Here is a 21,907-nt window from a genome sequence, read left to right as displayed (position 1 = left end):
TTACAGGCGGAAGACCTCCACGGCTTCCGCCAGTTGAGCGGCCTGTTCCTGCATGGCCGCCGCCGCCGCGGCGGCTTGCTCGACCAGCGCCGCATTCTGCTGGGTCGCGGTGTCGATGGTGGCGATGGCCTGATTCACCTGGTCGATGCCCATTTCCTGCTCGCGGCTGGCGGCGGCAATCTCGCCGACGATGGACGTCACCCGCTGGATGCTCGACACGATCTCCTCCATCGTGCCGCCGGCCTGTCCCACCAGCGCGCTGCCCTCCTGCACCTGCGCCGCCGAGGCTTCAATCAGCTGCCGCACCTCCTTGGCCGCCGCGTCGGCGCGCTGCGCCAGGCTGCGCACCTCGGACGCCACCACCGCAAAGCCGCGCCCCTGCTCGCCCGCGCGCGCCGCCTCCACCGCCGCGTTCAGCGCCAGGATATTGGTCTGGAACGCAATCCCCTCAATCACCGCGATGATGTCGACGATTTTCTGCGACGAGGCATTGATGCCGCCCATGGTGTCCACCACCTGCGCCATCACGGCGCCGCCGCGCGTGGCCACCTGCGCCGCCGACGACGCCAGCTGATTGGCCTCGCCGGCGTTGCTGGAATTCTGCCGCACCGCCGAGGTCATCTCCTCCATCGACGACGCCGTCTCTTGCAGCGAGCTGGCCTGCGCTTCGGTGCGCGACGACAGATCCAGATTGCCGGACGCAATCTCACCCGAGGCCAGCGCGATCGCATCGGTCCCGCCGCGCACCTGGCTGACGATGCCGTGCAGGCTGCCGTTCATGTCGCGCAGGGCGCGCTTGAGCTGGCCGGTTTCGGTGGTGTCGCCCTCTTCCACCACCAGCGGCACCGACAAATCGCCCCGCGCCACGCGCGAGGCAAAGCCCACCGCCGCGTCCAGCGGTTGCAGGATGGAGCGCGAAATCATCTGCCCCACCACCAGCGACACCACCACCGCCAGCAGCCCGAAACCGATAATGTGGATGCGCGACCGGACCACCGCCTCGTCGCCCACCTGCTTGGTGGCGTCCGAGTTTTTCTCGATCAGGTCGCTCAGCGCGGCCATGCTTTTTTCCAGCACGCGGAAGCTGTCCATGAAGGCCGCGAATTTGGCCTGCGCCGCCGGCGGATCGCTGAGCGACAGCGCCACCATTTCTTCCGCGCTTTTCAGATAGCGGTCGACGTCCGGCCGCACCTTTTCCATGGCCTGGCGCACTTCGGCATCGGTGCTGGCGGCGTCCATTTCCTTGATCAGCTTGCGGAACAGCGCGATATGCTCGGCCGTGTCCTGGCGTACCTCCTTGACCTCGGCCGGATCGTTCTTCTCGGCCGCCAGGCGCGCGGCCAGCACGTCGGCGCGCAGGGCGTCGTGGGCCTGGTCGGCTTGCAACTGATCCTTCATGGCCGCGCTATTGGTGCTGATCGCATCCATGGACACGTCCAGCACGTGCACCGCGTAGTAGCCGACCAAGCCGACCAGACCGACGAACAGCAGCGTCGCCAGGTTAATCAACAACAAGCGCTGCTTGATCGTGAGTCGCATGGCGTCTCCTGCTTAGAATTTGATGGACAGGCCTACGGTCCAGCTCCAGTCCGGCGTGTTTTTATTCAGGCCGCGTGACAGCGCGGTGTCGACCTGCACGGTGTCGGTCAGCAGATAGGCGCCGCCGATATCGAAGGTGGTGACCGAGCCGCCGTTGCGGCCGCGCGCGATCTGCGGCGCCGAGTATTCAACGAAGGTACGGAAACGTTCGCTCCACTCCTTGCCCAGTACGATACCGAAAATCCCGCTGGTGTAGCGCTCGCCATTGTCGTTGTGCTGCCAGGCGACGCCGGGCATGACGCCGAGTCCGAAATCGTTGGGCAATTCCCACTCGGCCGCCAGCCGCAGCGAGCCGCCCTTGCCGGCGGCGCGGAAGCTGCCGCTGCCGCTATCGAGGTCGACATGGGCCAGCACGCCGAGCGAGGGCCGCGCGCCCCGCTCATCGGCCACATGCCATTTCACGCCGAGCGAGACGTCGGCATAGCCGTTTTCCGTGGTGCGCGTGCCGATCGCGAGATCGTCCGTGACCAGGCGCATGCGGCCGTCGGTTTCGATCCGGGCTTCGAGCGTGTCGCTAATGCCGAAGCGCAGCAGGGTCGGGGTCGAATAAGTCCGCTCTTTGACGCCATTGGCCTTGTTGCGGTCCAGCGCGAAGCTGGTTTCGATCTGAAAGCGGCCGGCTCCGACGACATTACTGGATTCCACGAAATCGGGGCGGTCAGTGACGATCTGGTCTTTTTCCTCGGCGGCGCAGGCCAGCAAAGGACCCAGCAGCAAGGCGGCGGCCCACAAACGCGGCATACTTTCTCCGTTAATGATGCACAATGGACACTACCCTAACACATTTCCCACATTGAAAGATGACGATAGAAAAACTCGCCCCGGCCGGCTTTGCGGCCTTCCTGGCCTACCTGAACGACCACCTGTCGGACAACGGCCGCGACGGCACCGCCTACTTCCAGCCCCTGCCGCGCGACGCCTCGCGCTTGCCGCCCGAGAAGGCCGAAGCATTCAGGAACGGGATGCAGACCGAAGCGGGCAAGCCGGGCTGGCGGCGGGTGTGGGTGACGCGGACGGATGACGGCAGCAATGATTAAGTAAGCTCAATGAAATAGTGAGCGAAGACCACATCGTTCGCTTCGGGAGGAGTGTCCGTTTCCGGACGGTGGTGGGCGGGGACGGGCAATCGGGTAGGTGGCGAGCGGCCGGAAGTTCCAGCTTAGGCCTTTGATTTATATGGTTTTATCCTTTTATCAAAGGTGTGGCACGCGGTTTGCACTACGATGGGCATGGATACCCAAATCGCCCCCGCCATCATCGCCCGCCGCAAGCGCAAGACCGCGCTGGCGGTGGCCGCCCTGCTCGCCACGCTGAGCCTCACCGCCTGGGCCATCAACCGCGCCGTCAGCCCCAGCGTGGATGCCAGCAACGTCAGCATCGCCACCATCCGCACCGGCAGCATCGCCAACACCATCAACGCTTCCGGCATCGTGATTCCAGTACACGAGGAACTGGTGTCCAGCCCGATCCAGACGCGCGTGGCCAAGGTCCACGCCAAGCTCGGCCAACAGGTGCAGGCCAATGAGCTGCTGCTGGAACTGGACAACCGCACCATCCAGCTGGCCATCGATTCGCTCAAGGAGCAGCTGGCGCAGCAGGAAAACCGCATCCTCGCGCTGACGCTGGAGATGGAGCAGAAACGCAAGCAGCTCAGCAGCGCCATCGAGTTGCTGGAGCTGGACCTGCAAGCCACCCGCGTCAAGCTCGGCCGCTATCAGACGCTGCGCAAGGCCGGCGGCGTCTCGGCCGAGGATTTGCTGACCGCCGAACTCAACGTCCAGCGCACCGAGATTCAGCTGCGCCAGCACCGCGAGCAGATCGAGGACGGCAAGCGCGTCACCAACAGCAATATCGAAGGCGCGCGCCTGCAAAAAAGCATCCTCCAAAAGCAGCTCGGCGAACAGCAACAATTGCTGGCCCAAACCCAGGTGCGCGCGCCGTTCGCCGGCATGCTGACCTGGCTGCTGGCCGACGAAGGCGCCAGCGTCGGCACCGGCCAACTGGTGGCCAAGGTCTCGGAGCTGAACAACTACAAAGTGGAAGCCTCGCTGTCCGACTTCCACGCGCGCGCCCTCGGCGCCGGCCAGAAAGTGCTGGTCGAGCAAGGCAACACCAGGCTGCAAGGCGAGGTCCAGACGGTGCTGCCGGAAATCCAGAACGGCACCGTCAAGCTGCTGGTGACGCTGGCCGAGCCGCATCACAGCATCCTGCGCAACAAGCTGCGGGTGGAGGTCAACATCATCACCGAGCAAAAACAAAACACCCTGCTGGCCGACAGCGGCCCCGCCTTCAACGGCCGCGGCCCGCAGGATATTTTCGTGGTGCACGGCGGCGTCGCCCGCAAGACCACGCTCAACATCGGCGCCAGCGATGGCAAGGCCGTCGAAATCCTGTCCGGCGCGCGCGCCGGCGATCAAGTCATCATTTCCGACACCAGCCGCTACAAGGACCGCGACAGCGTCCGCGTGGCCCAATAACAAGGAGCACTTCATGATCCGCCTGAACAAAGTCAGCAAAACCTACCAGACCGACAAGGTCGAAACCCTGGCCCTGAAGGACATCGACCTGCACGTCGAAAAATCCGAATTCGTCAGCATCATGGGCCCCAGCGGCTGCGGCAAAAGCACCCTGCTGAACCTGATCGGCCTGCTCGATGAGCCGGGCAGCGGCAGCATCCACGTGGCCGGCACGCCGGTCGCTTCGTACAAGGACAAGTACGTGGCTAAGCTGCGCAACAACACCTTTGGCTTCATCTTCCAGAGCTTCCACCTGATTAACGACCTGCGCGTGATCGACAATGTCGAGCTGCCGCTGTTGTACCGCAACGTCTCCACCAAGAAGCGCCAGCGGCTGGCGCGCGAGGCGCTGGAAAAGGTCGGTCTCGGCGCGCGCATGGACCACTATCCGAACCAGTTGTCCGGCGGCCAGCAGCAGCGCGTGGCGATCGCCCGCGCCATCGTCGGCCAGCCGCAAGTGCTGCTGGCCGACGAACCCACCGGCAACCTGGACAGCAAGATGGGCCAGGAAGTGATGGACATCCTGCTCAAGCTGCACAGCGAAGGCACCACCATCGTCATGGTCACCCACAACGAGCAGGAAGCCAGGCAGGCCACCCGCGTGGTGCGCGTGTTCGACGGCCAGCTGGTCGCTTAAGGAGCCCGCATGTTCCGCAACTATCTGCTGACGGCATGGAAAGTCTTCATGCGCCGCAAGCTGTTCACCGCCATCAATCTGCTGTGCATCGTGCTGACGCTGGTGGTGCTGATGGTGGTGACGGCCCTGCTGCAAAACACCTTCTACCCCACCGGTGTGGAAGGCAAGAGCGAGCGCTATCTGCAAATGCTCATGGTCGAGTCCAGCCACACCGGCAAGGGCGGCCAGCGGCGCGGCACGCTCGGTTACAAGCTGATTGACCAGTATCTCAAGCCGCTCAAGCATGCCGAGCTGGTGTCGGCCACCACCTTCCCGATGCCGGTCTCGGTCTACCAGCAAGACCAGGTCAGCAGCCTGCTGATGCGCCATACCGATGCCGAATACTGGAAGATCCTCGACTTCACCCTGCTGCAAGGCCGCCTGTACGATGCCGAAGACGTGGCGCAGGGCCGCATGGTGGCCGTGCTGAACGAATCCACCGCGCGCCTGCTGTTCCCGGGCCAGAGCTGGCTCGGCCAGAAGTTCAGCGCCGGCGGCCAGATTTTCACCGTGATCGGCGTGGTCAGGGACGAGATGCACGTCAACGCCTTTTCCGACATCTGGGCGCCAGTGACGTCGCAGCCGTCCAGCGACTACAGGAGCAAGCTGTTCGGCGGCTTTGTCGCCATCATGATGGCGCGCTCGCCGGCAGAACTGCCGGCGCTGCGCAAGGAAATCATGGAAGTGGCCAAGACCGTGCAGTATGACGATCCCAACATCTTCAACGTCACCCACATGTGGGGCGACTCCAAGCTGGCGCTGTTCGCGCGCACCCTGCTCAACGACCAGACCGAAGATGGCGGCGCCGCCACCCTGCTGACCTGGATCATTGTGCTGATGCTGCTGTTCATGGCCCTGCCGGCGCTGAACCTGGTCAACCTGAACATCGGCCGCATCCTGGAGCGCAGCAGCGAGATCGGCGTGCGCAAAGCCTTCGGCGCCACCAGCCGCCAGCTGGTCGGCCAGTTGGTGATGGAAAACGTGCTGCTGTGCCTGATCGGCGGCGCCATCGGGCTGGTATTGGCGGCCGGCGTGCTGTGGTGGCTGGAAGGCTCCGGGCTCATCCCCTATCTGCAAGTCCACCTCAACCTCGCCGTGTTCGGCTACGGCCTGTTGATCACGCTGGTGTTCGGCGTGCTGTCGGGGGTGATCCCGGCCTGGAAAATGTCGCGCCTGGCACCGGTCCACGCGCTGAAAGGAAACACATAATGCTGCGCCATTTATTGAAACTGATCTGGAAACGCAAGTCCCGCAACATGATGCTGAGCCTGGAAATCCTGCTGGCCTTCCTGGTGGTGTTTGCGATTGCCGCCTTCGGCCTGCGCTACTGGCAGCTGTTCCAGCTACCGACCGGCCACGGCTGGAAGAACCAGTGGTCGGTCAGCATTCGCGCCGCCCAGGACTTGCCCAACGATCCCATTCTCTTCGAGAACATCAAGCGCAGCCTGCGCGATTTGCCGGAAGTGGAATCGGTGGCCTTCAGCTCGTTCGGCACCTACGAGATGGCGCGCTGGTCCGAGGATTACGTCCTGCCCGACGGCAGCCAGCAACTGACGGTGGAAGGCATGGGCGTCAGCGACGAGTACTTCGCCACCATGGACATGCGCATCGCACAAGGGCGCTTCTTCTCCAGCATGGACGACAACGCCGACGCCGCGCCCACCGTCATCAACCGCCGTCTGGCCGACAAATGGTTCGCCGGCAAAAACCCGATCGGCCAGATCTTCGCGGTGCAAAAACGCGACAAGACGCAAGGCCAGCGCTATCGCGTGGTCGGCGTGGTGGAGGAGTTCCGCTCGCATGGCGAGCTGATGGACCCGGTCTACTTCATGCTGCCGCGCTGGCTACCGGGCGTGGGCAGGGACGCGGCCAACAACATCATGCTCAAGGTGAAGCCCGGCACGCCGCGCAGCTTTGAGACCAGGCTGAACGCCCGGCTCAAACAAATCCGCAATGACTGGAACTTTGTCATCACCCCGCAGGCCGATGCGCGCGCCTCCATGCTCAAGACGCAGACCATCCCGCTGGTGATCCTGGCGGTGATCGCGTCCTTCCTGCTGGTGATGGTGGCGTTCGGCCTGTTCGGTGTGCTGTGGCAGAACACCACCCAGCGCATCCCGGAGATCGGCCTGCGCCGCGCGCTGGGCGCGGATGCCGGCGCCATTTACCGGCAGATCATCTCCGAGCAATTCCTGCTCAGCAGCGGCGCCATGCTGATCGCGCTGGTGCTGCTGGTGCAGTTGCCGCTGACCGGCGTGTTTGGCGAAGTCCTGAACTGGACGGTGTTTTTCGGCGCGGCGCTGCTATCGGCAGGTGTGATCTATCTGCTATCCTTGCTTTGTTCGCTCTACCCCGGCTGGCGCGCCGCGCGCCTGAGTCCGACCCAAGCGCTGCACTATGAATAAATAATGGACTCCACTCGCAAGCAACGCATTTTAATTATCGACGACGACAGCGCGGTGCAGGTGTCGCTGGCCCTGCTGCTCAAGCAGTCGGGCTACGACGCGCTGTGCGCGGACGATCCGAAGCAGGCGCTGACCATGCTGGCGTCGCAGCCGGTCGATCTGGTTTTGCAGGACATGAATTTTTCGCTGCAAACCAGCGGCGAGGAAGGCTTGCAGCTGCTGGCGTCGATCCGCGCCGCCCACCCGGCCCTGCCGGTGCTGCTGATGACGGCGTGGGGATCGATCGCGCTGGCGGTGCGCGGCATGCAGGCCGGCGCGGCCAATTTCTTCACCAAGCCGTGGGATAACACGCAGCTGGCGGAGCTGGTCCGCACCACGCTGGAAGCCGCTGCGCCGGCGGCGCGTTCGTCGCGCCAGGCGCTCGATGCGCAGTTCGACTTCAGCGCGATCGTCGGCGAGCATCCACGCTTGCTGAAGGTGCTGACCACCATCGGCCAGGTCGCCAACACGCGCGCGCCGGTGCTGATACTGGGCGAGAGCGGCTGCGGCAAGGAGTTGATTGCCGATGCGATTCATCGCAACAGCACGCGCGCGGGCAAGGCCATCGTCAAGATCAATATGGGCGCCATCACGCCGTCCTTGTTTGAGAGCGAGATGTTCGGCCACGTGCGCGGCGCGTTCACGGATGCCAAGACCGACCGCAAGGGCCACGTCGCCACAGCGCATGAGGGCACGCTGTTTCTGGACGAGATAGGCGAGCTCAATCGCTCGGACCAGGTCAAGCTGTTGAGGGTGTTGCAGGACCAGACCTATCAACCGGTGGGCGCCAGCCGCAGCGAGAAGGCCGATGTGCGGGTGGTGTCGGCCACCAATCGCGAGCTGGCGGAACTGGTGGCCGGCGGCGAGTTCCGCGAGGACTTGTTTTACCGGCTGAACCTGATCACCATCCGCTTGCCGCCCTTGCGCGAGCGGCGCAGCGATATTCCGCTGCTGGCGCGGCACATCATCGGCGAAGTGTCGGCCAGCTACGGCTTGCCGGCGGCGACGATTACGCCGCAGGCGCTGGAGTGGCTGAGCGCGCAGCCGTGGCCGGGCAATATCCGGCAGTTGAAGCAGACCCTGGAGCGGACCTTGCTGCTGGTTGGGCGCAGCGAATTGCGGCAGGCGGATTTTGTCGCGGTCGAGCAGCATGAGCATGGCGGCGGGCCGGGCGCGGCAGGCGCGCGGCTGGGCGTGGATGGCATGACGCTGGAACAGGTCGAGCGCCACATGATCGTGCACGCGCTGGAACAACATCAAGGCAACATCTCGCGCGTGGCCAAGGCGCTGGGCCTGAGCCGCACCGCCTTGTACCGCCGCCTCGAACGCCACGGCCTCGGCAGCGCACCCGTCGCCACCGATGCCGGCAACCTCGCCCACGCCGCAGCCGGCGCACGCATGGGCGGCGCCGATCACGGCCTCACGGCGCCTCCGGTCCGCCACGCCGACGTCTCCCGCCGCGCCGGGGTTGCGCCTGCCGGCGCGGGCCGCATGGGCGGCGGCTGGCGATGAGCTTGCGGCGGCGGCTGTACGCTTACCTGATCGTCGCGCACCTGCTGTTCCTGGCGATCACCGTGCTGCTGTTCCGCAGCCAGCCTGCATTGATGCTGGGACTGGAGGCCGCCGTGCTGCTCAGCCTCGCGCTCGGCATCGGCCTGATCCGCCGCGCGCTGGAGCCGCTGGGCTACACGCGCCACTTCCACGATCTGCTGCAAGACCAGCACTACGCCGCCCGCCTGCAAACCAGCGGCGACGCCGAACTCAACGAGCTGGTCCAGCTATTCAACACCATGCTGGGCGCGCTGTATCAGGAACGCTTGCAGATCGGCGAACAACAAGGCTTCCTCGACCGCCTGTTGGAAGCCACGCCCAGCGCGGTGATCGTGTTCGATTTCGACGGCCGCATCAGCCTGCTGAACGCCAGCGCCCAAGCCCTGCCCGGACTGCAAGACGCCAAAGGCAAGAAACTGGCCGACTGTCCGCCAACCGAGCTGCTTACCCAGCTGGACGCCCTGCCGCTGGGCGACTCGCAGCTACTGGCCGATGCCGACGGCCGGCGCTATCGCGGCCAGCGCGGCCAGTTCTACGATCGCGGCTTCGCCCGCCATTTCCTGCTGGTCGAGGAACTGACCGAGGAGCTGGAAAGCTCGGAAAAAGCCACCTATGAAAAATTGATCCGCGTGCTCGCGCACGAAGTCAACAACACGGTCGCCGCCACCGGCTCGGTGCTGGACTCCCTGCTCTACTACCGCAGCCAGCTGGCCGAGCGCGACAGCGAGGACTTCAGCACCGCCATCCACGCCGTCCAGCGCCGCAACGCCAGCCTGGGTGAATTCATCGAACGCTTCACGCGCGTGGTGAAAATGCCGGCGCCGGAACCGCGTCCCAACGCCGTGCGCGACATCATGGACGACATCCTTTACCTGTACCGCGAGCAGTGCCGCAGCCGTGGCATCCGCATCGCCTGGGAGCGCTGCGACGAGGTGCCGGCCATCGCCATGGACCGTCACCTGATGGAGCAGGCGCTGCTCAACGTGGTGAAAAATGCGATGGAAGCGGCCGAAGCCGGCCACGGCGAGGACAAGCGGATCGCCTTCGTACTGGCGCGGGAAGAAGGCCGCGTGCGCCTGTCGGTGACCGACAGCGGCAACCTGCTGGGCGAGGTGCCGGCGCGGCAATTGTTCACACCCTTCTTCACCACCAAGAAAGGCGGTCAGGGCATAGGTTTGCTGTTCGTGCGCGAAGTGCTGAACCGGCACGGCTTCCACTACCGGCTGGCCGCCACCGGCACCGGCGCGACCAGCTTCGATATCTGGTTTTAGTTACTGCACGCGCTGCACCTTCGGATTGCGGTGCGCGCCTTCGATGTCGAGGAAGATGGCGCCCAGCAGGCCGCGCTTGACGGTCACCTTGGGATTGTTCAGCTCCACCACGTCTTCCGTGTCGTCCACCACTTTCCAGACCTGGCCGTTGGCCAGACGGATGCGCTGGCCGCGCACCCAGCCGTCGAACGGACCGGCGATGCTGGTCTCGATCGATTGCAGACGGGCCGATTTCAGGATCTCCGGTTCGCGGCCGAACATGGCCGCCATCTCCGCTTCGGTGGGCGCGGCCACCGTGGTGTAGGCCGGCACGGCGGCGCGCGCGGCGGGAGCGGCGGCGTTTGCGGCGGCAGCTGGTGCAACCGCGGGCGCCGCCGGGTTCACCACAATGGCGTTGTAGCAGGCCAGGCGCACCGGGCCGTCTTCCAGCTGGCGGCATTTCAGCAGCGCCGCGTCATCGGCCAGCGCGGCCGTCGAAACCAACATCAGGGCAAACAGAGCTTTCATCGCGACTCATCCATTAAGATTGATACTGCCGCGATTATAGTCAGATTCAGAATTCTTCCCAATCTCCTTCATTGCCGCCGGCGGTGACGCGGGGCGCGCGCGGCGCCGGCGCGGTGGCACGCGGCGCGCCCGGCTTGACCGCGGCCAGGCGCGGCGCCGGCCTGGCCACCGTCACCGGAGCGACGCTGCGCTGCGCGCCATCGACCCGGAACACGCTGACCACGCGCTCCAGATTGGCCGCCTGATTCTGCATGGCTTCGGCCGCCGCGGCGGCCTCCTCCACCAGCGCGGCGTTTTGCTGCGTCACCGTATCCATCTCGCTGACGGCCTGGTTGATCTGCTCGATGCCGGCGCTTTGCTCATCGCCGGCGGTGGAAATCTCGGCCATGATGTCGGTCACGCGCTGCACGCTGGCCACCACCTGGTCCATGGTGTGACCGGCCTGCTCCACCAGCTTGCTGCCAATCTCCACTTTCTCCACCGAGGTGCCGATCAGTTCCTTGATCTCCTTGGCCGCCGAGGCCGAACGCTGCGCCAGCGTGCGCACTTCCGAGGCCACCACCGCAAAGCCGCGTCCCTGCTCACCGGCACGGGCCGCTTCCACCGCCGCATTCAGCGCCAGGATATTGGTCTGGAAGGCGATGCCGTCGATCACCGAAATAATGTCGACGATCTTGCGCGACGATTCGTTGATGGCGCCCATGGTATCCACCACCTGCGACACCACCGCCCCGCCCTGCTGCGCCACCGCCGAAGCCGACTGCGCCAGCTGATTGGCCTGGCGCGCGTTGTCGTTATTGGCGCGCACCGCGCTGGTCAGCTCCTCCATCGAGGACGCCGTCTCCTCCAGCGAGCTGGCCTGCTGCTCGGTGCGCGACGACAAGTCCTGATTGCCGCTGGCGATCTGGGTCGAGGCCGAGGCGATGGTCTCGGTACCGGTGCGCACCTCGGCCACGATGCGGGCCAGCGCATCGCGCATCATTTTCATGGCGTGCAGCATGCTCTGTTGGTCGTTGCCACGGGTGTCGACCACCACCGTCAGGTCGCCCGAAGCGATGCGGCCGGCAATCGCCGCCGCGTAATCGGGTTCGCCGCCCAGCTGGCGCAGCAGGCCGCGCGCAATGCGCACCGCCGCGATCACCCCGACGGCAATCGCCGCGGCGCTCAGCACCAGCATCAACAGGCGCGCGCGCTGGTAGGCGGCGGCCGCCGCGGCCGCGTCGGCCTGGTTGGTCTCTTTTTGCAGCGCGGCGTATTCATCCATGGTGTCTTGCCACGTTTGCGTGCTGGGGCCGGCTTGCTTCATCAGCACCTCGGTCGCCTCGGCATCGTTGTTGGCCAGCGCCAGTTCGATCACCTTGTCATTGAGCGGACGCGTTTGCCTTGCCAGGCCGGCGATGCGGTCACGAATTGCCACGCCTCTGGCGGTGGCCGGCATGCTGGCCAGCGCCTCCACCGCCTTGTTGTAGACCTCGCGCGCCTTGATGACTTTGTCCATTTCCCGACGGATGGCGGCGTGATCATTGAGCAGCACCACGCTGCGCGTCACGCGCGCCACGATATGCACCGACTCCGACATATCGTTCACCAGCTGCGTCTTGACGGCATTCTCGTTGACGATGCGGTCGAGCTTGGCATGGATCGTGCTCATGTTGAACACACCCAGCATGGCAACCAGCAGCAACAGCACCAGTACCAGTCCAAAGCCCAGACTCAGCCGGGTGCCTACTTTCATGGTTGCCATCAACATGCTCCTTGCAAGGTAGATGTATTCATTCTACCGGTTAAAGATTGGTGTAGTTTCACCAATTTCCACGTGAAAACAATTTACAACACTTGCATATGCGAATTCTGTATAGACATATAGCCAAATGTTCCATTAACCGACGATGCGGGCATATAAAATGCGCGATTGGCCACACATTTGTAGTAAAGGATAAGCTATGACGATCAATGTCATCCTCAATCTGCTGGCGGCGCTGGCTCTGCTGGGCGTGCTGTACGCGCAACAACGCAAGCATGCGTCGTTTTCGGTGCGCGTGTTCACCGGCATGGGGCTCGGCGTGGTGCTGGGCGCGGCCCTGCAAGCGATTTACGGCGCCGGCGCGGCCGAGGTCAAGACCACCGGCGACTATCTCGACATCGTCGGCAGCGGCTACGTCAAGCTGCTGCAAATGATTGTGATGCCGCTGATTATGGTCTCCATCATTTCCGCCATCCTCAAGCTGAAGGGTATCAATTCGCTGGGCAAGATCAGTGCGCTAACTATCGGAACGCTGATGGTCACCACCCTGATCGCCGCCAGCATCGGCATCCTGATGGCCAAGGCCTTCGGCCTGAGCGCGGTCGGCCTGACCGCCTCGGCCGCCGACATCGCGCGCGGCGTCTACCTGCAAGGCAAGGTGGAAGCGGCGCAGGCCATCTCGCTGCCCAGCATGCTGCTGAGCTTTATCCCGGCCAATCCCTTCCTCGACATGACCGGCGGCCGCAAGACCTCCACCATCGCGGTGGTGATTTTCTCGGTCTTCATCGGCATCGCCGCCACCGGCATCCACGACAAGAAACCGGACATCTTCGCCTCCTTCGAGCGCTTCGTGCAGGTGGCGCACGCCATCGTGATGCGCATCGTCACGCTGGTGCTGCGCCTGACGCCGTACGGCGTGTTCGCGCTGATGGCGCAGGTGGTGTCGAGCTCCAGCTACACCGACATCCTGCACCTGATCGGCTTCGTGCTGGCCTCGTACAGCGCGCTGCTGCTGATGTTTGGCGTGCATTTGCTGATCGTGTCCGGCCTGGGCCTGAATCCGCTGCGCTGGACCAAAAAGATCCTGCCGCTGCTGACCTTTGCCTTCACCTCGCGCAGCAGCGCCGGCGCCATTCCGATGAGCGTGCAGACCCAGACCACGCGCCTGGGCACCCCGGAAGGCATCGCCAACTTTGCCGCCTCGTTTGGCGCCACCATCGGCCAGAACGGCTGCGCCGGCATCTATCCGGCCATGCTGGCGGTGATGATCGCGCCCACCGTGGGCGTCGATCCGTTCACCATCGGCTTCATCGCGCCGCTGCTGGCCATCATCACCATCGGTTCGGTGGGCGTGGCCGGCGTCGGCGGCGGCGCCACCTTTGCCGCGCTGATCGTGCTGTCGTCGATGAATTTGCCGGTGGCGCTGGCCGGCCTGCTGATTTCGATCGAGCCGCTGATCGACATGGGCCGCACCGCGCTCAACGTCAGCGGCTCGGTCACGGCCGGCGCGGTCGCCAGCCGTGTGCTGGGCGAGACCGACCAGGCCGTCTTCAACAGCGACGCCGAACCGCCGATCGACAGCGAGCGCAAAGCCGCTTAAGCGACCATCTGCAGCACGACCTTGCCCTTGGCGCGGCCTTGCTCCAGATAGCGCAATGCCTCGTGCGCCTGCGCCAACGGGTACACCCGGTCAATCACCGGCCGGATGCGCCCGGCCTCCAGCAATTCGCCTATCTGCCCCAGTTGCGCGCCGTCCGCGCGCACGAACATGAAGTCATACGTGGCTGCACGCCGCTTGGCAAGGCGGCGGATTTTGCTGCTCAACAAGGTGAACACCAGCCGCATCACGACATTCATTCCTCGCCTCTCGGCGAACTTGCTGTCGGGAGGGCCGACCAAGGACACCGCCTTGCCGCCCGGGCGAACAATCCGCAGAGCTTTGCTCAGACCGTCACCACGCATGGTGGCCAGCACGGCGTCGTAATCTTTTAGCACCTGATCGAACTCCTGCGTCTTGTAATCGACCACCTCATCCGCCCCCAGGCCCCGCACCAGCGCGACATTGCCGGTGCTGGTGGTGGTGCCGACGCTGGCGCCAAGCTGCTTGGCCAGCTGGATCGCAAACGTCCCGATGCCGCCCGCGCCGGCCGGGATGAACACTTTCTGGCCAGCCTTGAGCTGAATGATTTCCTTGAACGCCTGCCACGCGGTCAGACCGACCATGGGGACCGCAGCGGCCTGGACGAAACTCAGGTTTAACGGCTTCAGCGCCACCGCCCGCTCGGGCGCGGCAACAAACTCCGCAAAGCTGCCGCCATCCAGATCAAACACGCTACCGTACACCGCGTCCCCCACCTTGAAGCGGCGCACCCGGTTGCCGATCTCCACCACCACGCCCGCGAAATCACTGCCCATGGTCGCCGGCAGGGTGAGTTTCATGATGGGCTTGAACATGCCCTTGGGGATCATGTAATCGATCGGATTGATGCCGGCCGCGTGCACTTTGACCAGGATCTCATCCGGCTTGATGGCCGGCCGCGCGATCTCTGCCAACGACAGGTGGTCGATGCTGCCGTAGCGTTGTAAGGTGAGTGCTTTCATGTTGTGCTTTCTAAATAGTTAAGCCAGGCGCAAATCCCTGGCACCGGTGACCAATGCAATTTCCGCCCCCAAAATATGACGATCATCATATTTTCATGCAAAAAAAACGCCGGCATCAACCGTCAGCCGGTAAAAACTGCTTCAGCGTGGCGGCACGCAGCGCTTGCGACAACCTGGAATCATCCACCGCACGGGCCATGATGGTAGTACCGATCAGGCCGCATACCAGCGCCATCGCCCGCTCGTGTGCCTCCGGCTGCCCCCAGTCGGCCATTTGACGCGCCACCAGGTCGATCATTTCCTTGATGTGGGTGGTCGCCACGCGCCGCACCTCGGGCGCCTGGCGCGGCATCTCCGAGCCCAGCGCCGACACCGGGCAACCCTTCTCGATCGCCGCGATGTGCTCGTCCGAAAAATAGGCCTGCATGATGTTGTGCAAGGCCTGCCCCGGTGGCGCGGCGGCGGCGATGCGCGCCGCCAGCGCTACCGCGTCGGCGCCGGCACGGTCGGCCGCTTCCGCCAGCAACGCGTCACGCGAGGCGAAGTGCGCATAGAAGCCGCCATGGGTCAGCCCCGCTTCCTTCATGATGTCCGCCACCCCGGTGCCGTCGTAACCGCTGCGCCGGATGGCGCGCGCGGCCACCTCCACGATGCGCTCGTGGGTGAGTTCCTTACGGCTTAAACCGGCTGGCTTGGCTAATTTTCTCATTATGACGACCATCATATCACGATTCGGGGATGTTGGCGTACGACAGCGCGCGCCCATGAAAAAAGGGCCCGAAGGCCCTTTGGTTGCCGCGCGGTGCCGAACTTAGAACTTGTAGTTGTAAGCGATGCCGATCAGCGACAGGTGGGTCTGGTAGACGCCACGCGTGGTTTCACCGTTACCGGTGCAGGTGGTCTGCAACGGGTTGCAGTTGTTGGTGTAGTTGAGCTTCGCATCCTTGAAGTCCAGGAAGCTGTAGCCCAGGTCGATCGACGAACGCGGGCTCAGTTTCCAGTTGGCGCCGAAGGAATACTGCATGCGGTCGCTGTCCGGCAGCGCCGGGTGGGTCAGCTCGGCGCTCTTGACCGGCGACTCGTCATACGCCACGCCGGCGCGCAGGGTCAGGTTTTCGCTGTAGGCGTAGTTGCCGCCCAGCGAAACGCGCACGGTGTTTTTCCACTGCTGGCGAATCACTTCGTTGCCTTCGCCGGTGCCCGGGAACTGGATGTCCAGATCGCCCATGCGGTTGTGGCGCGAGAAGGTCACGTCCGCCATGCCGGCCCACTTCGAATCGAACTGGTGGAACACGTTGGCCGACAGGGTTTCCGGCGTGCGCAGGCTGACCAACGCGGCCGAGTTGGCCTTGTGCGACGCGGCTTGCAGCACTTTGTTGACGATAGGATCGGTGGTCACTTGCGAGAAGTCCCACACGGTGCTGCCCTTCAGCTGGTGCGATACCGACGAACGGTAGGCCAGGCCGAAGCGGGTGTTGTCATCCAGCGTGAACAGGTAGCCCAGGTTGAAGCCCCAGCCCCAGTCCTTGCCGTCGTTCGAGCCATGCGCATCGCCGGCGGTGCGCAGCAGCGCGGGATTGCCGCCCAGCGCGGCGATCTGCTTGATCAGCACCGCGCCTTGGGCGGCGCCGGCGCCGCTCGACAGTGCGGCGATCGAGCCCGGCACGTCCACCGCCTGGCCCAGTTCGGCCTTCATGAACTCGGCGTCGATGCCGAAGCCGAAGGCGTGGTGCTGATTCAGCTTCCACGACACCGACGGGTTCAGGGTGATGGCTTCCAGCTTGATGTTGGACAGCGCGTAGCGGCCGTTCCAGGTATTGCCGTAGTCCAGCTTGGCGCCGTAAGGCACGAACAGGCCCAGGCCCACGGCCCACTTGTCGTCCAGTTTCTTGCTGATGTACAGCGACGGCGCGGTCACCGCATCCGGTGCGTAGTCCTTGGCGGCGGTGCCGCCGGTCGGCGCGCCGGTGAAGTGGGTGGAGCCGGTGTCGTTGTAGGTCGAGTGCGGCACCACCACGGTGGCGCCGGCGCTGATCTGCGTGCCTTCCAGGCGCGACAGGCCGGCCGGGTTGTAGAAGATGGTCGAGGCGTCGTTGGCTTCGGCGCCGTTGGCGTCCGCCGTGCCCTGGCCGGCCACGCTCTGCGAACCGAAACGGTAGCCCGATGCCTGGGCGCTGACCGACATGGCGCTCAGCGCGGCGGCAACGATGAGGGGGAGATATTTGTGCTGCATGCAAGTCTCGCTTTATGAATGGTTTTTGTTGGTTCCGGTAGCCAAAACGGTACGGGAAGGCCAGCAGCATACACCAAAAAAGCCGTAAACCGAGCATTCGCTCTGCATTTCATTAATAAAAAAGGGCCCGAAGGCCCTTTCCTATGCTTGCTTGGAAATACTTTTAAGCAATTTTACGTTCCGGCTCCCGCGGCGCGGCCGGCGGCTGCTTGCGGCCGGTCAGCTTGCGCACGCCGGCCATGATCAGGCGGTAGACGAAGCGCGCCAGCACCAGGAACAGGATCGCCTCCACCACGATGGAAGCCACCGCCACCACCATGCCGAAGCGTTCGGCGCGGCGGTGCAGCTTGGCGATGGCGCTGTCCTTCTTGATCTCGATGCTGTCGTAGAAGGTCGGCACCATGAGCAGGGTCAGCAGGGTCGAGGTGATGGTGCCGCCAATGATGGCGATCGCCATCGGACGGTAGAACTCGCCGCCCTCGCCCAGGCCGATGGCCACCGGCAGCATGCCGGCGATCAGCGCGAAGGTGGTCATCAGGATGGGACGCAGGCGCATGCGGCCGGCGTACATCAGCGCGTCCTCGCGGCCGAAGCCCTCTTCCTCGCGCTTGCGAGCCGCGTCCAGCAGCAGGATGGCGTTCTTCGCCACCAGGCCCATCAGCATGATCACGCCGATCAGGCTCATCAGGTTAATGGTGCTGTTGGTGGCCAGCAGGCCCAGCACCACGCCGATCAGCGACAGCGGCAGCGACAGCATCACCGCGATCGGCGCCGTGAACGAGCCGAACTGCATCACCAGGATCAGGTACATCAGGCCGACGCCAGCCACCAGCGCGATGCCCATGGCGCCAAACACTTCCTGCATGTCCTTGCCGGCGCCGCCCAGCGCCAGGCCGTAGCCCGGCGGGAAGTCGATGTCCTTGACCAGTTTCATGGCGTCGCTGGTCACCTCGCCCGGCGAACGGCCTTCGACGTTGGCGCTGACCGAGATCACGCGCTTGCCATCCTTGTGCTTGATGGTGGACGGGCCCTTGCCCATGGTGACGCGGGCGATCTGGTCCAGCGGCACCATCTGGCTGGTGCCCGACACCGCGATCGGCAGGCGCTCGATGTTCTCGGCGCTGGTGCGGTCTTCCGGCGCCAGGCGCACCGCCACGTCGCGCGACTCGCCGGTCGGGTCGACCCAGTCGCCCACCTCGATGCCGGCGAACGCCACGCGCAACGCCTGCGCCGCGTCGCCGGCGGCGATGCCCATGGAGTTGGCCAGACCACGGTTCAGTTCGATTTGCAGCTCGTCCTTCGGGTCCATTTCCGACAGGCCGACGTCCACCGCGCCCGGCACCTTGCGCAGGCGGTCCATGAAGGCGTTGGTGATCTCCATCAGCTTGCGCGAATCGGTGCCGGTGAATTCAATCTGCACCGGCTTGCGGGCGCCATTGCTCAGGTCGTCCAGCACGGTGTATTCGGCGCCGACCAGGCCGGCCAGCTTCTCGCGCAATTCCTTGGCCACCTCGATGGCGCCGCGCTCGCGCTCGGTCTTCTTGCCGATGTCCACATAAATGCGGCCGCCGCTCAGGTTGACGTAGCTATTGGTTTCCTTGGTTTCCTTGATCGAGCGGGCGATCACGGCCGCTTTCTCCAGCTTCAGGCGCGAGTATTCCAGCGAGCTCGACGACGGAGTCCGCACCTCGATCGCGATCGTGCCCCAGTCCGAGGACGGCACGAAGCTGGCGCCGCCGTATTTGCCTTGCAGGAACAGCGCGCCGACAAAGGTGGCGATCGCGATCACCGCCATCGAGCGGCGGTGATGCAGCGCCCATTCGATGACGTTGCCGTAGCGGTCGGCCTGGTGGTCGAACCAGTGGTTGAACTTGGCGAAATACTTTTCCAGGCCCTTGCGCGGCGCGTCGTGGTGGCCCGGCGGGTCGCCCCAGAAGGCCGACAGCATCGGGTCCAGCGTGAACGAGATCAGCAGCGACACCGCCACCGAGCAGGTCACGGTCAGCGCGAACGGACGGAACCATTCACCGGTGATGCCCGGCATGAAGGCCACCGGAATGAACACCGCCATGATGGAGAAGGTGGTGGCGGCCACCGCCATGCCGATCTCGGCCGTACCTTTCAGCGCGGCGGTGCGGCGGTCGGCGCCCAGCTGCATGTGGCGCACGATGTTTTCGCGCACCACGATGGCGTCGTCGATCAGCACGCCGATCGCCAGCGACAGCCCCAGCAGGGTCATGAAGTTCAGCGTGAAGCCGCACAGCCAGACGCCGATGAAGGCCGCCAGCACCGAGGTCGGCAGCGACAGCGCGGTGATCAGGGTCGAGCGCCACGAGTTGAGGAAGGCGTACACCACGAAGATGGTCAGGCCGGCGCCGAACACCAGCGCCTCGATCACGTTGTTCAGGCTGCTCTCGGCGTTCTTGCCGTCATCCTGGGTGACTTCCAGCTTGGTGCCGGGCTGCATTTCCTTCTGCATTTCCTCGGCCATCTCGCGGATTTTCTTGGCCACGGTGACGGTGGAGGCGTCGCGCGAGCGGGTCACGGAAATACCGACGTTGGGTTTGCCGGAGCGCACGCTCAGGCTGTTCACCTCGGCAAAGCCGTCCTGAATCATGGCCACCTGCGACAGGCGCACCAGCTCATTGCCGTTGCGCTTGACCACCACCTGCTGGAACTCGTCCGGACGCTCGATGCGGCCGACCAGGCGGATGCTCTTCTCATCGAGCTCGCCGCGCACCTTGCCGACCGGCGCGTTGGTGTTCTGGTTGCGCAGCGCGTTGACCACGTCGCCCACCGAGACATTGTATTCGCGCAGTTTCTCGGCCTTCAGCAGCACGCTCAGCTCGCGCCGCAGCGAACCGTCGATGTTGACCGAGGCCACGCCGTCGATGCCGCGGAAGCGGTCGGCCAGCTTGTCCTCGGCCAGGCGCGAAATCTCGGCGTGGCTCTGGGTGCTGGACGACAGCGCCATCTGCATCACCGGCTGCGCCGACGGGTCGATGCGCACCAGGATGGGTTCGCGCATCTCGGTCGGCAGCTTGTAGCGCACCGCCGCGATGGCGTTGCGGATCTCGTCCGAGGCCTCGATCAGGTTCTTGCTGAAGGTGAACTTGATGAAGATGCTGGCCGAGCCCTCCGAGGCCGTGCTGTTGGTCTCGGTCACGCCGGTGATCGAGTTCAGCGATTTTTCCAGGCGGTTGACGATCTCGCGCTCCACCGTCTCCGGCGAGGCGCCCGGATACGGGATGTTGACCACGATGAACGGGACTTCGACGTCCGGGTTCTGGTTGACGCGCAGCTTGTTCAGCGCCATCAAGCCCAGGCACATCATCGCGACGATCAGCACGATCGTGGCGATGGGCCGCTTAATACTAAAATCTGACAGGAACATGGCTGTTTATCCTTTTATTTTTCCGCGACCTTGCCCGCCGAGGCCGAAGCCACCGCCTTAGGCGCCGTCAATTCCACTTTCTGGCCATCCTTGAAGCCGGACGTCGGCACGCGCACCACCATGTCGCCGGCCTGCAGGCCGCTCAGCACTTGCAGGCGGCCGCTGCGCTCGTCGCGGGCGCCCAGGGTCAGCGGCACCTTGGCCAGCTGGCCGCCCTTCACGCGCCACACATAATTGCTGTCGCCGGCCTGCACCAGCGCCGACGGCGGCACCATCAGCGAGGACGTGGTTTGCGCCTCGACGCGGCCTTCGGCATACAGGCCGGCCACGCCCGGACGGGTGGCGTCGGCAAAGTCCACCAGCACCTCCACCTGACGGGTGACAGCGTTTGCAGACGGGTCCACGCGCTTGATCTTGCCGTTGAAATTCTGGCCCTGGTAGCCGTTCACGCGGAACAGCACCGGCTGGCCGACCTTGACCACGCCCACCTTGTCGGCCGACACCATGCCCTCAAAGCGCATGCTGGCCGGGTCGATCACCTTGATCAGTTCCTTGCCGACTTGCGCGGTATCGCCGTTGGACACCTTGCGGTCGCTGACGATGCCGTCGAACGGCGCGCGCACCACGGTGCGGGTCAGCTGCTGGCGCGCCGCCACCGAGCGCGAACGGGCCGCCGCCAGGTCGCTCTGGGCATTGTTGCGGCGCACTTCCGCGTCTTCCATGGCGGTGGTCGACACCATGCCGGAGGCCAGCAGGGTCTTCTGGCGCTCGTACATGCGCTGGGTCTGGGCCAGGGTCTGCTCGGCGGCGCGGGTGGCTTCGTCGGCCGAAGTCAGGCTGTCGCGGATGGCGGTTTCATCCAGGCGCAACAGGATGTCGCCTTTTTTAACCGACTCGCCGTTCTCTTTAAGTACCTGAACTACAACCGCGCTCACCTCGGCGCGCAGGTCGGCGCGGCGCTCCGGCTGGATCGAGCCGGTGATCACCGGGCCGGAGGCCAGGGCGTCGGATTGAATGGTCAGGGTGTCCTCCGGCGACATCTGTAAAGTCACTTTCGGAGCGTCTTTACTTGCGGAAGCGGAGGCCGAGGCGCTGGCGGCGGCTTTTTCAGGCTCCTTGGCGGATTTGCCGCACGCGACCAGGGCAGAGGCAATGGCGAGAGCTAGAAGGGTTTTGCGCAACATAAAGTTCTCCGAGAAAGTGGCACGTTGAGTGCTTTTAGAATGAGCCAGACTACAGGGCGCAGAGTATCCTTGACCAGCGTTGTCAGGTCAATCACAGTGCGACGGACGGTAGAATTTGTGGCTGAAACGCCAAATACGGGGATGAACGGTAAAGCGGGCGAGCGCGGCCGGACAGTGTCCGGCCGCC

Annotated in this window: 17 protein-coding genes; 8 read left to right on the top strand and 9 right to left on the bottom strand. The window is 64.5% G+C overall.

Annotated elements, in window-relative coordinates; all coding sequences use genetic code 11:
* Both GM676_RS32790 and GM676_RS17155 read right to left on the bottom strand, forming a co-directional pair.
* Entirely contained in the window at window positions 1-1,539 is a 1,539-nt protein-coding gene (locus GM676_RS32790) for a methyl-accepting chemotaxis protein (RefSeq protein WP_155464970.1), read from the bottom strand.
* 12 nt (window positions 1,540-1,551) lie between these two features.
* The gene (locus GM676_RS17155; RefSeq protein ID WP_155464969.1) at window positions 1,552-2,340 is read right to left on the bottom strand and encodes a transporter; all 789 of its coding nucleotides are present in this window, start codon (window positions 2,338-2,340) and stop codon (window positions 1,552-1,554) included.
* A 59-nt stretch (window positions 2,341-2,399) separates the two neighbouring features.
* Here GM676_RS17155 and GM676_RS17150 point away from each other — a divergent pair, with 59 nt between their 5' ends.
* The 7 genes from GM676_RS17150 to GM676_RS17120 all read left to right on the top strand — a co-directional run bounded on the left by GM676_RS17150 (window position 2,400) and on the right by GM676_RS17120 (window position 10,057).
* On the top strand, window positions 2,400-2,636 hold the full coding sequence (locus tag GM676_RS17150) for a hypothetical protein (RefSeq protein WP_211923247.1): 237 nt from the start codon (window positions 2,400-2,402) through the stop codon (window positions 2,634-2,636).
* Between the two features lie 192 nt (window positions 2,637-2,828).
* Window positions 2,829-4,076 (top strand): efflux RND transporter periplasmic adaptor subunit, encoded by a 1,248-nt coding sequence (locus GM676_RS17145; RefSeq protein ID WP_155464968.1) that lies wholly within the window; start codon window positions 2,829-2,831, stop codon window positions 4,074-4,076.
* Window positions 4,077-4,089: 13 nt separating this feature from the next.
* Complete coding sequence (locus GM676_RS17140) at window positions 4,090-4,752, top strand: ABC transporter ATP-binding protein (RefSeq protein WP_155464967.1); 663 nt, start codon at window positions 4,090-4,092, stop codon at window positions 4,750-4,752.
* A gap of 9 nt (window positions 4,753-4,761) precedes the next feature.
* A complete protein-coding gene (locus GM676_RS17135) occupies window positions 4,762-6,000 on the top strand; it encodes an ABC transporter permease (protein WP_155464966.1) in 1,239 nt (412 codons plus the stop codon).
* Window positions 6,000-7,196, top strand: coding sequence for an ABC transporter permease (locus tag GM676_RS17130; RefSeq protein WP_155464965.1), 1,197 nt, complete (start codon window positions 6,000-6,002; stop codon window positions 7,194-7,196). The genes GM676_RS17135 and GM676_RS17130 overlap by 1 nt, the downstream gene beginning before the upstream one ends.
* 3 nt (window positions 7,197-7,199) lie before the next feature.
* Window positions 7,200-8,747, top strand: a complete 1,548-nt coding sequence (locus GM676_RS17125) for a sigma-54-dependent transcriptional regulator (RefSeq protein WP_155464964.1) — start codon at window positions 7,200-7,202, stop codon at window positions 8,745-8,747.
* On the top strand, window positions 8,744-10,057 hold the full coding sequence (locus GM676_RS17120) for a sensor histidine kinase (protein WP_155464963.1): 1,314 nt from the start codon (window positions 8,744-8,746) through the stop codon (window positions 10,055-10,057). The genes GM676_RS17125 and GM676_RS17120 overlap by 4 nt, the downstream gene beginning before the upstream one ends.
* On the opposite strand, the gene GM676_RS17115 is transcribed toward GM676_RS17120, so the two are convergent.
* Both GM676_RS17115 and GM676_RS17110 read right to left on the bottom strand, forming a co-directional pair.
* On the bottom strand, window positions 10,058-10,564 hold the full coding sequence (locus GM676_RS17115; protein ID WP_155464961.1) for a hypothetical protein: 507 nt from the start codon (window positions 10,562-10,564) through the stop codon (window positions 10,058-10,060). It abuts the gene before it with no gap.
* 46 nt (window positions 10,565-10,610) lie between these two features.
* Window positions 10,611-12,314 (bottom strand): methyl-accepting chemotaxis protein, encoded by a 1,704-nt coding sequence (locus GM676_RS17110; RefSeq protein ID WP_443093168.1) that lies wholly within the window; start codon window positions 12,312-12,314, stop codon window positions 10,611-10,613.
* Window positions 12,315-12,507: 193 nt separating this feature from the next.
* On the opposite strand from GM676_RS17110, the gene GM676_RS17105 reads away from it, so the two are divergent.
* Complete coding sequence (locus GM676_RS17105) at window positions 12,508-13,908, top strand: L-cystine transporter (RefSeq protein ID WP_155464959.1); 1,401 nt, start codon at window positions 12,508-12,510, stop codon at window positions 13,906-13,908.
* On the opposite strand, the gene GM676_RS17100 is transcribed toward GM676_RS17105, so the two are convergent.
* The 5 genes from GM676_RS17100 to GM676_RS17080 all read right to left on the bottom strand — a co-directional run bounded on the left by GM676_RS17100 (window position 13,905) and on the right by GM676_RS17080 (window position 21,720).
* A complete protein-coding gene (locus GM676_RS17100; RefSeq protein WP_155464957.1) occupies window positions 13,905-14,909 on the bottom strand; it encodes an NADP-dependent oxidoreductase in 1,005 nt (334 codons plus the stop codon). The two genes, GM676_RS17105 and GM676_RS17100, sit on opposite strands and share 4 nt — an antisense overlap.
* Window positions 14,910-15,024: 115 nt before the next feature.
* Entirely contained in the window at window positions 15,025-15,630 is a 606-nt protein-coding gene (locus tag GM676_RS17095; RefSeq protein WP_155465022.1) for a TetR/AcrR family transcriptional regulator, read from the bottom strand.
* 90 nt (window positions 15,631-15,720) lie between these two features.
* Entirely contained in the window at window positions 15,721-17,142 is a 1,422-nt protein-coding gene (locus tag GM676_RS17090; protein WP_155464955.1) for an OmpP1/FadL family transporter, read from the bottom strand.
* Between the two features lie 163 nt (window positions 17,143-17,305).
* Window positions 17,306-20,536, bottom strand: coding sequence for an efflux RND transporter permease subunit (locus GM676_RS17085; RefSeq protein ID WP_155464953.1), 3,231 nt, complete (start codon window positions 20,534-20,536; stop codon window positions 17,306-17,308).
* A 14-nt stretch (window positions 20,537-20,550) separates the two neighbouring features.
* On the bottom strand, window positions 20,551-21,720 hold the full coding sequence (locus GM676_RS17080) for an efflux RND transporter periplasmic adaptor subunit (protein WP_155464951.1): 1,170 nt from the start codon (window positions 21,718-21,720) through the stop codon (window positions 20,551-20,553).
* Window positions 21,721-21,907 lie beyond the last annotated feature (187 nt).

This window comes from Duganella radicis, assembly GCF_009720825.1.
In the GTDB taxonomy this organism is placed as follows: domain Bacteria; phylum Pseudomonadota; class Gammaproteobacteria; order Burkholderiales; family Burkholderiaceae_D; genus Rugamonas; species Rugamonas radicis.
Note: the sequence above shows the minus strand (reverse complement) of the source record. Positions and strands in the feature narration are given on the sequence as shown.